The organism is Rhodococcoides fascians A44A (assembly GCF_000760735.1).
Lineage (GTDB): Bacteria > Actinomycetota > Actinomycetes > Mycobacteriales > Mycobacteriaceae > Rhodococcoides > Rhodococcoides fascians_E.
Genome location: NZ_JMEX01000004.1, coordinates 553,510 through 568,233 on the forward strand (window position 1 = coordinate 553,510; position 14,724 = coordinate 568,233).

At 62.3% G+C, this 14,724-nt stretch carries 13 protein-coding genes and 1 pseudogene; 6 read left to right on the top strand and 8 right to left on the bottom strand.

Annotation, left to right across the window (positions count from 1 at the left end; translation table 11 throughout):
- Window positions 1-14: 14 nt before the first annotated feature.
- From BH95_RS03610 to BH95_RS03630, 5 genes are all read left to right on the top strand, one after another.
- Window positions 15-1,163: a metal-dependent hydrolase family protein gene (locus BH95_RS03610; protein WP_244164797.1), complete on the top strand. Its 1,149-nt coding sequence runs from the start codon at window positions 15-17 to the stop codon at window positions 1,161-1,163.
- Window positions 1,160-2,032 (top strand): alpha/beta hydrolase, encoded by an 873-nt coding sequence (locus BH95_RS03615; protein ID WP_027498809.1) that lies wholly within the window; start codon window positions 1,160-1,162, stop codon window positions 2,030-2,032. Before BH95_RS03610 ends, BH95_RS03615 begins: the two co-directional genes overlap by 4 nt.
- Window positions 2,033-2,104: 72 nt before the next feature.
- Complete coding sequence (locus tag BH95_RS03620) at window positions 2,105-3,331, top strand: PucR family transcriptional regulator (RefSeq protein WP_037180980.1); 1,227 nt, start codon at window positions 2,105-2,107, stop codon at window positions 3,329-3,331.
- Between the two features lie 154 nt (window positions 3,332-3,485).
- Window positions 3,486-4,793: an NAD(P)/FAD-dependent oxidoreductase gene (locus BH95_RS03625; RefSeq protein WP_037180982.1), complete on the top strand. Its 1,308-nt coding sequence runs from the start codon at window positions 3,486-3,488 to the stop codon at window positions 4,791-4,793.
- Window positions 4,794-4,876: 83 nt separating this feature from the next.
- On the top strand, window positions 4,877-5,974 hold the full coding sequence (locus BH95_RS03630) for a Glu/Leu/Phe/Val family dehydrogenase (protein ID WP_033190389.1): 1,098 nt from the start codon (window positions 4,877-4,879) through the stop codon (window positions 5,972-5,974).
- Between the two features lie 44 nt (window positions 5,975-6,018).
- Here BH95_RS03630 and BH95_RS03635 read toward each other — a convergent pair whose 3' ends face one another.
- Window positions 6,019-6,807, bottom strand: a complete 789-nt coding sequence (locus BH95_RS03635; RefSeq protein ID WP_230593892.1) for a hypothetical protein — start codon at window positions 6,805-6,807, stop codon at window positions 6,019-6,021.
- A 203-nt stretch (window positions 6,808-7,010) separates the two neighbouring features.
- Between BH95_RS03635 and BH95_RS03640 the strand changes: the two genes are divergently transcribed.
- Entirely contained in the window at window positions 7,011-7,637 is a 627-nt protein-coding gene (locus tag BH95_RS03640; protein ID WP_052059951.1) for a TetR/AcrR family transcriptional regulator, read from the top strand.
- Window positions 7,638-7,857: 220 nt separating this feature from the next.
- Here BH95_RS03640 and BH95_RS03645 read toward each other — a convergent pair whose 3' ends face one another.
- The 7 genes and pseudogenes from BH95_RS03645 to BH95_RS03670 all read right to left on the bottom strand — a co-directional run bounded on the left by BH95_RS03645 (window position 7,858) and on the right by BH95_RS03670 (window position 14,717).
- Entirely contained in the window at window positions 7,858-8,742 is an 885-nt protein-coding gene (locus tag BH95_RS03645) for a LysR family transcriptional regulator (RefSeq protein ID WP_037180984.1), read from the bottom strand.
- Between the two features lie 36 nt (window positions 8,743-8,778).
- Window positions 8,779-8,967 (bottom strand): hypothetical protein, encoded by a 189-nt coding sequence (locus tag BH95_RS03650; RefSeq protein ID WP_037158148.1) that lies wholly within the window; start codon window positions 8,965-8,967, stop codon window positions 8,779-8,781.
- 59 nt (window positions 8,968-9,026) lie between these two features.
- On the bottom strand, window positions 9,027-9,599 hold the full coding sequence (locus BH95_RS03655; RefSeq protein WP_037180986.1) for an ester cyclase: 573 nt from the start codon (window positions 9,597-9,599) through the stop codon (window positions 9,027-9,029).
- The gene (locus tag BH95_RS03660) at window positions 9,596-10,294 is read right to left on the bottom strand and encodes an SDR family oxidoreductase (RefSeq protein ID WP_037181077.1); all 699 of its coding nucleotides are present in this window, start codon (window positions 10,292-10,294) and stop codon (window positions 9,596-9,598) included. Before BH95_RS03660 ends, BH95_RS03655 begins: the two co-directional genes overlap by 4 nt.
- A 360-nt stretch (window positions 10,295-10,654) precedes the next feature.
- Window positions 10,655-10,780: pseudogene (locus tag BH95_RS29890) on the bottom strand (hypothetical protein); the annotation flags it as partial.
- A 1,940-nt stretch (window positions 10,781-12,720) separates the two neighbouring features.
- A complete protein-coding gene (gene dmpG / locus BH95_RS03665; RefSeq protein ID WP_037180988.1) occupies window positions 12,721-13,773 on the bottom strand; it encodes a 4-hydroxy-2-oxovalerate aldolase in 1,053 nt (350 codons plus the stop codon).
- Window positions 13,770-14,717 (bottom strand): acetaldehyde dehydrogenase (acetylating), encoded by a 948-nt coding sequence (locus BH95_RS03670; RefSeq protein WP_037180990.1) that lies wholly within the window; start codon window positions 14,715-14,717, stop codon window positions 13,770-13,772. Before BH95_RS03670 ends, dmpG begins: the two co-directional genes overlap by 4 nt.
- Between the last annotated feature and the right edge of the window lie 7 nt (window positions 14,718-14,724).

The window sequence follows — 14,724 nt, forward strand, 5'->3', positions numbered from 1 at the left end:
CGGTGGATGTCTGCGTGAATAACGGGATCATCACCGCCCTCGGCGATGCACCAGCAGGCGCAACAACGGTGGATCTGGATGGCAGGCTGGTCACCCCCGGACTTATCGACGCACACGTTCACCTCGGTCTGTCCAGTCCCATCAGAGCACAGTTCGGATTCGAACTGTCTGCCGCCGAGATCGCGGCCGACATATTCGCCTCGGCAGGCTTCGCCCTCGATGCCGGCTTCACGACCGTTCGCGACACCGGTGGCATAGACCGCGGTGTCGTCGACGTCATCGCCAAGGGCAAGGTGCGGGGTCCGCACGTCCTGTCCTGTGGCCCTGTCCAATGCCAGGTCGGCGGGCACGGATACTACGGCGCCGATTGGGAACCCACAGAATTGTGGACACAGCATCACATTCCCGGGCTGTGTGCGCTGTCGCTGATGTCCGGCAACGCCGACGAACTCAGGAAGAACGTGCGTGAGACGTTTCGCCGGGGTGCCACGTTTCTGAAGTTGTGCGTTACCGGTGGAGTCGTGGGCGGGCACGACCGGCTCGCGGACACCCAGTTCACCGTCGAGGAAATCGCGGTCGCTGTGCAGGAAGCCGCAGCACGAGGCACGTACGTCACAGTGCATGCGCACGGTGAGGAAGGGATTCGCAACGCAGTACAGGCGGGGGTGCGCTGCGTAGAACACGGCACCGATATCGACGAGCAGACAGCGGCTCTGATGCTCGAGCACGACGTCGCTATGGTGCCCACCTTCTCCGTGATCGACCAACTGTTGAACGACGGGGTGGCGGATGTCGATCCCGCGACTGTCGAACGAGTAGCAGGAGTTCGAGAGCGGATGGCGGCCGCTCTCGAGGTTGCCCGCGCGTCCGGCCTGCGCATCGGCCTCGGTTCCGACCTCATCGGCCCGAATCAGCAACGGCGCGGCGACGAGTTGCGCGTGCGTTCGGAGTTGGAATCGCCGATGCAGGCCTTGGTGTCCGCAACGAGCGTCAATGCAAACATCCTCGGCGTGGGCGACACCGTGGGCATGGTGCGGGTTGGAATGCGAGCAGACCTGACCGTCTGGCAGGAAGACCCTCTCGAAGACCCCGATGTCTTCGCCGATCCCGAGATGGCCGTCCTCGTAGTCAAGAGCGGCACGACAGCAAAGGACATTCGTTGAGCGCGATATTGCATGGTTGCCTTCCGGACACCGAATACCTCGAAGTGGAGTCACGCTCAGGCAACCGGTACGGAATCTGGATCACCACACCTCCCGGATACGAAGAATCCAGCGAATCAGTGCCACTGGTCTACGTGTTGGACGGCAACTGGACCGTGGGTTTCACCGCTCCGCTCATTGTCACGCAACGCGATCCGTATCTGAGCATTGCGCCCTACATTCAAGTCACCGTCGGCTACGCCGGTGACGAGGCATCGGACTGGGCGCGGCTTCGCAACCGCGACCTCGTGCCGCCCGGGGAACCTATCGGCGATGACGTAGTGGCTGCATTGGAGTCTGCACGCGAAACCGGGGCGATGAGTCAACGGGACATCGACGCCTACATCGAGCAACACTCGGACTGCAATGCGGATACGTTTCTGGACTTTCTGACCGACGAACTGCACCCTCGTCTGCACTCTCACCTTCGCGTCAGCGACACCGGTCACGGGCTGTTCGGGTTCTCGTACGGTGGGCTCTTCGCGTTGTACGCGTGGCTTCGCGGCGGAACTCCCTTCTCGACGGTCGGCGCGGGAACACCGGGGATCAGCAGCGCAGACAGCCAACTGTTCGACATGATCGGAAACCTTCCGGAAGCGAGCGACGGCGGCCCAGGCGCCGGACGTCTCCACGTCACTCTGAACAAGGTAGAACTCTGGGGCGATGTCCCCGTGTATCGCGGCTTGGCCCGAAATGTCCTCAGAGCGCTCGAGGGACTGCGCGCACAAGGTCGTTCGGAGCTCCTGTCGACTTCGATGCTCGACGAGACGCACGTCACCGGAGTACAGGCATCCTTCTTGAGCTATCTGAAGGAATGTCATGTCCGGTGATCGAGCGAGGTGGTCTCGGACCGCGCTGCACTAGCATCAAGGTGCCTGTCGAGAGTTGCGAGGAGAGTCCACATGTCCATCGACGAACTGCAGCTCCTCGTCGACGACCTGGCCGGGCGACTCCGCCGTTCTGTGGCCATCGACGACCCGTCCATCCGACTCCTTGCGTCCAGTCGACACTTCGGCGACGAAGACTCCCTGCGCGTCGCATCGATTCTGAATCGAGCGGTACCCGAGGAGGTTTCGCGGCCACTTCTCGCTCTCGGCATCGGCACCTGGATCAAACCGGGTAGCGCGCGGCCCGATGTGCCGGGGAGCGAGAAGCGACTCTGTGTACCTGTGCGGTGCAAGAGTCTGCTTCTCGGTTTCCTCTGGCTGATCGACAGTGAAGAGAACCCTCTGACCGAGTCCGACGTCGAAATGGCTGAGGACACTGCCTCGCGCGCGGGCATTGTGCTGTACGAACGACTTCTGCGTCATGAGCGTTCGAATGCTCGTCGCGAATCGATTCTCCGCAACCTCGTCAGCTCAACTCCAGAGGTCAGGACGCAGGCCGTCGAGGATGTAGTCACCGACCAGCTGTTCGCCCCGCGACCGATGCTTTATCAGGTCATCGCAGCGCAACGCGACACTGCACATTCGGTAGAAGCATCGGACGACATAGCGGTACAGGTCGCGATGCAGGAAGCGCTGGACACTCTTCCGACCGGCGCCGGTCTGATGGTGGCAGACAAGTCCCGCGCGTGGATCCTTCTTGCATTCGAGAATATTCCGACGCCACAACAATTGAAGCGCGTCACCGAACGCGCGGATTATCGCTTTCGCCAACTGAGTGGTCGGGACAGTCGATTCGTCCTCGGCGTCGGCGACACCGTGAACGAGCTCGGCGCGGTATACCGCGCCTATCGCAGCGCGACGGCCGCAGTTCGCGCTGCACTGCTCGTCCCCTCGCTCGGCGACGTGGCGAGATGGGGCCACCTGGGTCCCTACGACGTCCTACTGCGACTGTCCCGTGACGAAATCATCGGAGCTACACAGGTTTCACCTGTGAAGGCACTCGAAGCCGCGGACAAGCAACAGGTACTGACGACTACCCTCGGCGCATTCTTCGACAATGCGTGCGATATTCGACGCACCGCGGAACTGCTGCGAATTCACCGTGCGACGCTCTACCAGCGACTCAAACGCATCGAGCAGATCACCGGTTGCAGTTTCGACAACGGCGACGACCGACTCTCTCTGCACCTCGGCTTGAAGATGAAGTCCATAGCCGAAGCACACGACTCGTCGATCGGCTGACTGTTCCGTACGGGCGCCGTACGCGACAAATTCTGTTCGTAGTCAACCGAAGTATCCACAAATGGAGATAGCGTCGCCCTCCGGTCTAGGCAAAACTTGTGGTTGTAGCGGTTCGCTTCGTGTACACCGTCGCAACAACACATCTGGAGGAACGATGCCCCGATCGACCGATGCGATAGTTGTGGGAGCCGGGGTGATCGGCAACTCCATCGCTTACGAACTTGCTGCTCGTGGTTACGAAGTCCTGGTCCTCGACAAGGAGGGAGGTTCCGGGTTCGGTTCCACCAGCGCCTCCAGCGCGGTCATACGCTACAACTATTCGACGTACGACGGGATGGCTGCAGCATGGGAGGCCGCGCACTGTTGGAAGAGCTGGCGCGAACATCTGGACGACTCCGCCGGCGGACCAATTGCCCAGTTCCACGAATGTGGAATGGTATTCCTCGATGTGGACCTCGCCCCACGTGAACGTACGGTTCGACTCTTCGACAAGATCGGGGTGAAGTACGAGCTGTGGGACTCGAAAACGTTGGGCGATCGGATCCCAGGAATCGATGTCGGGTCTTACTACCCTCCCAAACCTGTTGACAGCGAGGAATTCTATGCCGACACCCACACCTCGCTCGGAGCGGTGTTCACACCTGAAGCCGGCTTCGTCGACGACCCCCAGCTTGCGGCGGCCAACTTGGGCGCTGCCGCGGCAGCGAAAGGCGCGATCCATTCGTTCCGCACCACAGTGATCGGCATCGAACAACATGCCTCGCGGCAGTGGGCCCTTCGACTGGACAACGGCGACACCGTCGAAACCTCGGTCGTGGTCAACGCTGCTGGGCCGTGGTCGAATGCGCTGAACGCAATGGCAGGAGTGGGATCGGATTTCACCGTCACCGTTCGCCCCCTCAGGCAGGAGGTTCATCATGTCTCGGCGCCGAAAGGCTACAACCACCATGCGCGACTCGGGCCGATGATCGCCGATCTCGATCTGGGAACCTATATGCGACCAGAACACGGCGGTGGCTTTCTGATAGGTGGTACCGAGCCCGAGTGCGATCCACTGGAATGGATCGACGACCCCGACACCGCAAACCCGAACCGCACTGCCGCTCGTTTTCAGACGCAGGTCCTCAGAGCAGCTCGGCGTCTTCCACATTTGCCGGTACCGTCCCAGCCCAAAGGAATTGCCGGCGTGTACGACGCTGCCTCGGACTGGACCCCGATCTATGACAAGACCGATCGACCGGGCTTCTACGTAGCGATGGGCACCAGCGGTAATCAATTCAAGAACGCACCTGTCGTCGGCCGAATGCTGGCTACTCTGATCGAGAAAGTCGAGGCGGGGCACGACCACGATCTCGATCCAGTTGTCTACACGGGTCCGCACACCGGTGTGCAGATACATCTCGGATCCTTCTCCAGGCGCAGGGAATTCAATACCGAGTCCACCGGAACTGTCCTGGGTTAGGCAATGCATCTGGACCACGTCGGTCGACCACCGCACCAACACCTGAACTCATGCACGATGATTCTTCGGAAGGGCTTTCGAACATGACACTCAGCACGCAATCCGTCGCGGGCGCCGCAGACACAACAGTCTTCGACCGGACCGATGCACTCGAGGGATTGCCACACGAGCAGGTCGTCTTCTGCGAAGATCACGCCACGGGCCTGCAGTCGATCATCGCGATCCATTCGACCACCCTGGGTCCCGCCCTGGGTGGCACCCGGTTCTACCCCTACTCGGACCAGGGGGCCGCTTTGACGGACGTACTCCGCTTGTCACGTGGGATGACCTACAAAGCGGCAATCGCAGGCGTTCCACTCGGTGGCGGCAAAGCCGTGATCATCGGCGATCCGCGGGACATCAAGACCCGGGCTTTGCTCCGGTCGTACGGACGCTTCATCGACACTCTCGGCGGCCGATACATCTCGGCGGGCGACGTCGGCACCGGCGCAGACGATCTCGACGTCATCGGAGAACGGACTGCCCACGTGGTCGGACGGTCGGCGGCCGCGGGCGGTTCCGGCAACAGCGGTCCGATGACTGCTCTCGGCGTCTACCAATCCTTGCGTGCCGCGGCCACTTCGACCTGGGGCACGCCCGATCTCACGAATCGTGTGATCGGGGTCGAAGGCGTGGGAAAGGTCGGCTCCGAGCTGATCGCCTTGCTGGTGCGAGCAGGGGCGAACGTCATCGCGACGGACGTCGACGTCGAGGCAGTGCGCGCTGTTGCAGCCCGCTTCCCTTCGATCGTCGTCTGCGACGATGTTCTCGACGCCGAGTTGGACGTGTATGCCCCCTGCGCGCTGGGTGCGACCGTCACCGTCGCTTCCACCGACAGGATGACCGCATCTATCGTGTGCGGCGCAGCAAACAACCAACTCCGGACTGCGGACGTCGGCCAGTATCTGCACAGCAAGGGTGTGCTGTGGGTGCCCGACTACGTTGCCAACGCCGGCGGACTCATCCAGGTTGCGGGGGAAAAGGACGGTGTCGACGCGCAGTGGGTCCGCCACCGCGTAGAGAGGATCTACGACACGGTGTTGTCGATTCTCGACCGCTCCCGCTCCGACAGTGTTCCCCCAGGCGAGGCTGCCGACCGAATCGCTGGCGCACGCCTCCGGCTCGAACGGAACGGGGTGTGACCGGTCTCCGCGCAAACAGCACGCCAGTCGAGACCCGGATTGTCTCAGGTTGCTACAGACCGGTGGGCCGCTTCGATCCAGTTGCTGAATTCGCAGGCGAGATGCCACTGATGTTCTGCGATCAGTCTTGCCGGTGTCGTGCCGGGAAACTGCACCGTCAGCACAGCGTCGAGGTTTCCGTTGACATTGCGAAATTGATGTCGCACACCGCCGATGACCAGACCGTCATCGAGAACAGCTGATCCCGCGACTTGGATGGGATAGTCGTGATCGATCTCGATCGTCAACGACGCCGTTCGGGTGTAGTCGACCAAGAAGCGGCTTGCCGCAGGCGATCCGCCCGTCGTCTCGATGACCTCCTGGCGCCCGTCGGGTAGCCCCCGCAGAAGGTAGTGATCGGGACACGCGTCGAGCATGTCGGTTTCTGCATTCGTGACGGTCAAGTTGTCGAACCACTCCACGGAGCGTTCAGCGTCCACACCTGGGACCTGCAGCCGTGTCACGGCATGTCGGGTGTGGCCGCGACTGGCGGCAACACCGATACGCGTGAGACGCTCCGATACTGCCATCTCGCGTCGGAGCGCAGCGTAGATCCCGGCATGTCCGAGTTCGTATTTCAATCGCGTCAATGCAGACCGTTGCTCGGCGAGGTTGGTCGACAGGAGCTGTTGGACCGACTGATTCGGCGACAGCTCGCGCATCGCCCGCTCCCCCAGCTTGGCCGCGAATGTGGTGAGTACTTTGGTTGCGCGGGCGGACTCCCACTCGAGCACACGCTGTCGAGACACCGTTCTCGCCCCGATGGTGGCCCGAATATCCAGCGACTCTTTCATCTTCATTCCCCATCTCAGACGCGTGATCAAGCTACTCCGGTGGTAGGCGACCGAAGATGAGCGACTTAACGCCAGTAATTATTGCGTTAAGGTGCCATTACCGCAAGAGGGCAGGTGCTCGGGTTCATCGAACGGTTCCTCTCAACCGCCCCGAACAGGGTGTAAGTGGATCCTGGCAGGCATCTAGCGTAGAAACAGAGCCCATGGACCGGGCCACACACGACATCCCTGAATCCGCGGCGGGTGACGGCGAGGTTCGTAGGAGAACCGGCGGCAGATCGGCACGTGTGCGCGAGGCGGTGCTCACCGCAACTCTGGACCAAGCCCGCGAACACGGTATCGAAGGATTGACCATCGGCGACATCGCCGCACGCGCCGGCGTCGCCGAGACGACCGTCTATCGCCGGTGGGGTACTCGAACCGCGTTGATCGCCGACGCTGTCACGGATCTCGCAGCTACCCATAATCCTGTCCCGGACACGGGAACCCTGCGCGAAGACCTGATGGTGGTCGCCGACCAGATAGCGCAGCTGATCTCACGACCGGGCATCACGCGTTTGATCGGAACGACCATCGCCCTGTCCGCCGATCCGGACGTCAGCGCCGCACGAAACCGGTTCTGGACCGAGCGATTCGAACAGAGTTCCCACGTGATCACCCGAGCCCTCGAACGGGGAGAGTTGCCCGCGAACACCGATCCCCGTTCGCTACTCGAAACACTCTGCGCACCGATGTATTTCAGACTGCTCGTTATCGACGAGACCCTGGACCGCGCTTTCATCGAGCAGTGTATCGACCACACCTTGGTTTTGTACGGCGCAACTTCCTGAGCGGTGCCCCCGCTGCGACAACGACAGTCACCGCACCGTCGAGTGGTGTCGACGATGTGAGGGGACGTCGTGATGAGCCGGTAGCCGCACGTCTTTTTCGCCGTCATCAGTCGAGGTGCTGAGCCCACGTTGTGTCGACGTGACGGTGCCCTGTCTGTGTGCTCGATCGGGGTGTGCAGCGCTGGGGGTCTGCCGGCCGGGCCCCATAGGCGGGCGCCGATCAGCTGCGCCGCGCTCCCATTCCCCGCGCCAGCAGGTCGTCGACGAATCGGCGGGTCAGTGCGTCCGTGCGCGTTCCGACCATCGCGACGACCGCGCGTTGCAGCGGTGGCCGCATCGGGGTGACGATGCCGGCGAACCGCGTGGGGAGTGCGGTGGTCGGAACGAGCGCGATTCCGAGGCCCGCGTGGGCGAGTTGTGCTGCTGTGGTGGCGTTCCGGGAATGGGTGACAGCATCGAGCTCGACGCCGTGGGTTGTCGCGACGGAGTCGAACCACCCGCGTAGACCGTTCGACGGGTGGTAGTGCACGATCGGTCTTCCGGCGAGATCGGTCCACGAGATGGCGGGCTCGTCGGCGAGATCGAGCCCCTCCGGAATCACCGCGACGATGTCTTCCGTCCCGATCACGTGGGTGACGCCGGCGAACTGCGTCGAAGCCGGACCGACTGCGAGGTCGATGTCGCCGTACGAGAGTGCGTCCGCCATCGCATCCGCGCTGGCGAACTCGGTCAGGTCCAGGCCGATGTGCGGATACTTTCTCGTCCATTTTCGTAGCGTGGGCGCGAGGACTGGGACAGTCATGCTTTCGGCGCACCCTAGCCGTAACCGGCCTTCGCGTCCCTCCGCCGACGCTCGTCCGATCCGGACGATTCGGTCGGCAGCTGAGAGTGCGGCCCGCGCATCGTCGAGCAATGCGCGGCCGGTCGGGGTCGTCCGAACCCCGCGCGGGAGACGCTCCAGCAGCGGGGTGCCGATTTCCGTTTCCAACGACGCCAACTGATGAGACAGCGCAGGCTGTGAGAGATTCAACTTCGCTGCCCCGGCGGTCACAGAACCGGCGTCCACCACGGCGACAAAGCATTCGAGGGCTCGCAGAGTCGGCATCGGTCGAGCGTATTCTACGGCGACAGTCCGACGCCTCTAGCTTGAATCCCTCTTCAGGTTGCGACTTGTCGTCTGAACGAGCATCGTGCTGAAGAAGATGCCGATCAGCGTGAGGATTACGCCGGACCGAATGTCTCCGTCGATGAAGTTCGTGACGGCGACGACGTAGGAGATCACGGCCATGACGATGCCTGCGGCCATTCTGATCCTCGGGTCGACGTTCATGTGTGTCAGCTCCTGTCGTAAGTAATGGTGTGCGATGGTGGCGGCTCGGCTCGGTTCGGTCAGCCGACCGCGACGAGTCCGGCTTGCCGGAGGAAGGTGAGGTTGTCTTCGAGGTGCCAGTCCGAGTCGATGCGAGCATCACCGACGTGCTGGATGTCGATCGCACCGAATTCGATCGGTTGTCCGGTGCCGGTGCGACCGTCGTACGTGCCGGTGAAATGACCCCGGAAGATCAACCGTGCGGTGAAGGTGTCACCAGTGACGTACAGATCGACGAGCTCGCACGTCAAGTCGGGCACCGCAGCGCGGAACGTATCCGACGCCGCGACGGGTCCCGCTGGGCCTTGCGGGCGTCCTGGCGGCAGCGTGTTGTCGACGAAGCCGGGGTCCACCGCTCGGTCGAGATACCCCTTATCACCGGTATTCCAGAACGTGTACAGCGTCTGCGCGATACGGACGACCTCACGGGTCCGGTCCGTAACCGATGCATCACCGACGTTCACCGTACCCGGTGCGACCAGGTCGACCGCAGAATCCACCAGAGGCCGGTCGGTGGTTGTCGCACGGGCGGAACACGCCACCAGTGGCAGCGTCACGGCCACCAGGGCAGCCATTGCCGTGAGGAGTTTCATGCCAACCGCCCTCCCCCGTCGACGTGCAGGGTGACGCCGGTGACGAAGGTGTTCGTCAGCAACGACAGTGCAGCGGCCGCGATGTCGGACGGTCGACCGACTCTGCGTACGGGGTTGGTGCGCGCCGTATCCGCGAACAGTTTGTCCTTCCCCGGTCCCATAGAGTCCCAGGCCCCCGAGTCCACGATCCCGGGTGACAGGGCATTGACGCGGACGGGTGCAAGTTCGACTGCGAGCGCCGCGGTCAGGAACGCCACCGCCCCGTTCGTCGTCGCCATTACTGATAGGCCGGACGCAGGTCTCCACGCAGCGACACCGGAGAAGAACAGGAACGAACCCCCCTCTCGCACCTGCGGCGAAAAGTGCTTCGCCAGCAGAATCGGTCCGATCACTTTGGCGTCGAATGCGATTCGGACTGCGGTGCCGTCAAGATCGGCGAGGGGTCCGTTCGCATGATCGGCGGCGAGGCTGATGACGTGGTCGACCGAGCCCACCGACGAGACTGCCTGCGCGATGGAAGACTCGTCCGCGAGATCCATCACCACCGCACTCGCTCCCGGACCCAACGAAGCGACTGCTGCGTCGAGAGACTCACGGTGCCGGCCGGCGAGGACCACCTCACCGCCGCCGTCGAGAACAGACGACGCAATGGACCGGGCGATCCCCGACGCTCCGCCGATCAGAAGTACTCGCATTCGAATGACCCTTTCGTTGTGTATGTGTGCCATTCGAGTGAAGCAAGAGAGCGACCGTCGAACAATCGATACTTTCTCTGATTGCCATCGATACCTTCGATACCGGCCATCCTCGCCTGATCTACGAATTGATCGAACTCATCGCCGTCGAGTGAAGCGGTAGCCGAAGCAGCGTCGCTCAGTGGTCTGCCGCCGGCCTGAGCTCGGGTGCGCGGTAGCCGCGGCCTCCTCGTACCCGATCACGGGGAACAGTGCGGTGGTGTCGCAGTTCAAATCGTCTCCGTTGAAACAGGATTCGATGAAGTTGGTGTACATGTCGCCGAGAATCGTTGCCGAGCAACACTGTCCATCGAATCGCTCTCACCCGACACCGTGGGAACCAAATGTCGACCGTAGTCGCTCACCGGCCGGAATCCCGGACGCCACCAGCGCGGCACCGTCGGACCGCATGATGGCATCACGCGGTGTGAACTCGATGCGACTCGTCGGGTTCGTGGTGGGTCATGCACAAGCACGTGCGGAAACGCTTCGAGAAACTGTTCAGAGAGATGAAGGAGCCCGACATGAGGCTGGGCGACGGAGGTCCCGATGGGCTAGGGACCTGTTCGAACTTGGCGCGTGGGTACGAATCTCGACCACGACATCCGCCAGCGTAACCGTCGTCAGATATCGACGACGACGGGGTCGGTGGCACGTATAGCGGCGCGCATGCGGAAGCCCGCCCCGCAGCCCCCACTCTCGTGACGGTCCGGAGGTCGATCTCCGACTGCTTCCCATCTTGCGCAAAATGACAAAACTCCGCCCAGAGCGCTTCTCGAATTCCTGACCCTGACTCAACTGAGCGTGAGGCTCGAACGGACCGCGGCGAGCTCTCACTGTTAGCCCGGCCTGGACCAGATGTGACCAGCAGCTGCTGCAACTGATGAGCTGGGCTGTAATCTCCAGAAACCAAAACACCCCGCCCCCAGCTTCACGCTGGTGACGGCGAGTTTCTGGGTGCGCCGTCAGGAACTCGAACCCCGGACCCGCTGCAGAAGCGATAACAATTAAAATGTATCCATTGAGGTTCATCACAGTGCGGCTGACCAGCGAGTCCGGCGAGTCGAGTGACCACCGACGTACGGATGAATCCACCCGAATACGACCCAAAGTGATGAGTAAAAGATGAGCACATCCGCCCGCCTCCCGGTCCAACCGCGTCCCGCACGGTCCCCCATCGTCTAAACGGACCGCCATGGCCACTCGACTCCACCACGTTTCAAAATGATGAGTTCGAACCCGTTCTGAAACACCGGCCGTCGGACGTGCCAGCCCAATCCGCCTGGATCAACATCGCCCACTGTGCGATGAGGCAGACTACCGAAAGCAAAGAACCCGGGTCAGCTGCATGAGCTGAATACCGGGTTCTTCGAACTTCTTCAACCGGGTCACGTCTTACGACGTAGCACCGCCTGTGCACGGTAATCATAGCTTCATCTGATAGGAGTGCCAACCGTGACAACACAAGCGCCCGGCCCTGGGTCGAAGAGTGGTTGAGTCCCGAACGCTTCGGAACCTACCTGCGACTCGCCGGCGGCAGCAGGATCCGGGCGCTCGCACTGCACGAGAAGAACACCTGCGTTAACGCGGCTCTCCTCCACGACTTCGCGCACCTCGAAGTGGGCCTACGAAACATGTACAACCGCGCACTACTCGGCGCTCACACCCGCGGTGACAACCACTGGACCGACACGCAATCCGCCGCTATGCTGTTTCCGCACGCCACCCGAACACATGCCGATCTCGAGAGAGCCCGCAGAGCCGCTGGCGGGCCCAGCGCACCACCCGGGAAAATGATGGCAGAGCCGACATTCGGATATTTGGTACTGATGACCAGCTCACGAAACTCACCACTCATTTGGCAGCCGCACCTACAGCACGTGTTCCCTAACGGCTCCAACCGGCAACAGGTCCACTCCGGGCTCGACGATACTCGCAAACTCCGCAAACCCGTAGCCCACCACGAACCAGTCAATCGAAGCGAGCTCAACGGTTCGCTAAGACGAATGCGGCGCTTCACCAACTACATAACGCCCGAACTGACCTCATACCTCACATCGACAAACCAGGTGCAGAGCCTCCTAGCGGCACGACCCTAACACCCCGCCAGACGTCATCCCAGAGCGTTGCACCGGCCATGCACCCGACGCCCAGCTCAGCGTGACTTGTCCATAAGTACAAGGTGGACGGCAGACTGCGTTCAACAGGCGAACAACAACCTCACGCGTTGCCCGCCACCTGACGGCGCTTGTGTCGAAAATGAGCCTGAAGCGCCGTACTCTCCCCAGACCGATCGGGGACTGTCTAGATCTATAAGCCGCCGATGATGCGTCGGCGGCTGTCGCACGGATTTCGCGCCGCCGAAAGCCACGACAACTGGAGTAGAGCTATTTTTTCGGGGCCTGTGATGCCAGATCGAGTGCGATGTCGGTGATCAGATCCTCCTGGCCTCCCACGAGTCCGCGTTCACCGACTGCGAGAAGAACTGTGCGGGTGTCAAGCCCGTACTGTTTCGCTGCTGTCTCGGCATGACGGAGGAAGCTCGAATACACACCTGCGTAGCCCAGGGTGAGGGTTTCGCGGTCGACCTGTACCGGTCGATCCTGTAGTGGCCGAACTACGTCATCGGCGGCATCCTGCAGCCCGAATAGGTCGCAGTTGTGCTTCCAGCCGTGCAGGTCTGCGACGGCGACGAACGGTTCGATCGGGCAGTTGCCCGCGCCGGCGCCGTGTCCGGCGAGTGACGCGTCGACGCGTGTGACGCCTTCTTCCACTGCGACTATGGAGTTGGCGACCGACAGCGACAGATTCTGGTGAGCGTGGATACCGATCTGGGTTTCGGGCTCGAGAATGTCTCGGTAGGCTCGGACGCGGTCGCGTACCCCGTTCATCGTCAGCCGGCCGCCGGAGTCCGTGACGTACACGCAGTGTGCGCCATACGATTCCATCAGCTTCGCCTGTGTTGCCAGCTGCGCGGGTTCGGCGAGATGCGACATCATCAGAAAGCCGGAGACATCCATGCCGAGTTCACGGGCTTTGTCGATGTGTTGGGCGGCAACGTCGGCTTCGGTGCAGTGCGTGGCCACACGCACCGAGGTCACGCCCAGTTTGAAGGCGTGTTCGAGTTCGGTGACGGTGCCGACGCCTGGCAGTAGCAAGGTGGTGAGTTTGGCGCGGTGCACGACCTCGGCGGCGGCTTCGATCCATTCCCAGTCAGTGTTGCTGCCGGGTCCGTAGGTGAGGCTGTGGCCGGCCAGCCCGTCGCCGTGGGTGACTTCGATGGCGTCGACGCCGGCGCTGTCGAGGGCGCTGGCGACACTGGCGACGTTCTCGGGGCTGATGCGGTGGCGCATGGCGTGCATGCCGTCGCGCAGGGTGACGTCCTGGATGTAGAGCGCGGCACCGTCGGCGACGTTGGCACGCGTGGTCTGCTCGGTCATCGTGCTGCCTCCAATGTGGTGTTCTCTGCGATCTTTTCGGCGACCTGCAGCGCTGCGGAGGTCATGATGTCGAGGTTTCCTGCGTACGCCGGCAGGTAGTGCGCGGCGCCTTCGACTTCGAGGAATACAGATACCTTCCACAGGCCAGGTCCTTTGTCGACACCGCCGGTCAAGGTGGCGACCGATTCTGCGTCGTCGAGTTGAGTGAACTGGATGTCCTGTTTAAGTCGGTAGCCCGGCACGTACGCCGATACCTTGGCGACCATATCGAGGATCGACTGCCGGATTCTCTCCTGGTCCGGGTCGGTCACCAACGCCAGGACGGTGTCGCGCATGATCAGCGGCGGTTCGGCCGGATTGAGGACGATGATGGCCTTACCGTGGGCCGCGCCTCCGACCTTCTCGATCGCTTCGGAGGTGGTTTCGGTGAATTCGTCGATGTTCGCGCGGGTTCCGGGGCCGGCCGACTTCGAAGCGATCGAGGCGACGATCTCTGCGTAGTGCACCGGAGTGACCTGGGAGATAGCTGCGACGATGGGGATGGTGGCCTGCCCGCCGCAGGTCACCATGTTTACGTCGGGTGCGCCGAGGTGCTCGTCGAGGTTGACCGCTGGGACCACGTACGGCCCGATGGCAGCCGGGGTGAGGTCGATCAGGCGTTTGCCGTGCGGGCGTAGAGCTTCTTCGTTGATCAGGTGCGCTTTGGCGGAGGTCGAGTCGAAGATGATGTCGATATCTGCGAAGTCCGGATGATCGATCAGTCCGTGCACTCCGGAGTCGACGGTACTGATCCCGAGGCGCCGTGCGCGGGCGAGCCCGTCAGAGGCCGGGTCGATGCCGACGAGCACGGCGATTTCGACGTTCTTGGCGACGCGTTTAAGTTTGATGACGAGGTCGGTGCCGATGTTGCCCGACCCGATCACCGCTGCTTTGGTTTTCTTCATGAGTCGA

Bases quoted from the DNA above. Each gene is read 5' to 3' on its own strand.
- BH95_RS03650 (WP_037158148.1), bottom strand. From the start codon at position 8,967: ATGAACGTCGACCCGAGGATCAGAATGGCCGCAGGCATCGTCATGGCC.
- BH95_RS03670 (WP_037180990.1), bottom strand. From the start codon at position 14,717: ATGAAGAAAACCAAAGCAGCGGTGATCGGGTCGGGCAACATCGGCACC.
- BH95_RS03655 (WP_037180986.1), bottom strand. From the start codon at position 9,599: ATGAAACTCCTCACGGCAATGGCTGCCCTGGTGGCCGTGACGCTGCCA.
- BH95_RS03660 (WP_037181077.1), bottom strand. From the start codon at position 10,294: ATGCGAGTACTTCTGATCGGCGGAGCGTCGGGGATCGCCCGGTCCATT.
- BH95_RS03630 (WP_033190389.1), top strand. From the start codon at position 4,877: ATGACACTCAGCACGCAATCCGTCGCGGGCGCCGCAGACACAACAGTC.
- dmpG (WP_037180988.1), bottom strand. From the start codon at position 13,773: ATGACCGAGCAGACCACGCGTGCCAACGTCGCCGACGGTGCCGCGCTC.
- BH95_RS03620 (WP_037180980.1), top strand. From the start codon at position 2,105: ATGTCCATCGACGAACTGCAGCTCCTCGTCGACGACCTGGCCGGGCGA.
- BH95_RS03635 (WP_230593892.1), bottom strand. From the start codon at position 6,807: ATGAAAGAGTCGCTGGATATTCGGGCCACCATCGGGGCGAGAACGGTG.
- BH95_RS03625 (WP_037180982.1), top strand. From the start codon at position 3,486: ATGCCCCGATCGACCGATGCGATAGTTGTGGGAGCCGGGGTGATCGGC.
- BH95_RS03640 (WP_052059951.1), top strand. From the start codon at position 7,011: ATGGACCGGGCCACACACGACATCCCTGAATCCGCGGCGGGTGACGGC.
- BH95_RS03645 (WP_037180984.1), bottom strand. From the start codon at position 8,742: ATGCCGACTCTGCGAGCCCTCGAATGCTTTGTCGCCGTGGTGGACGCC.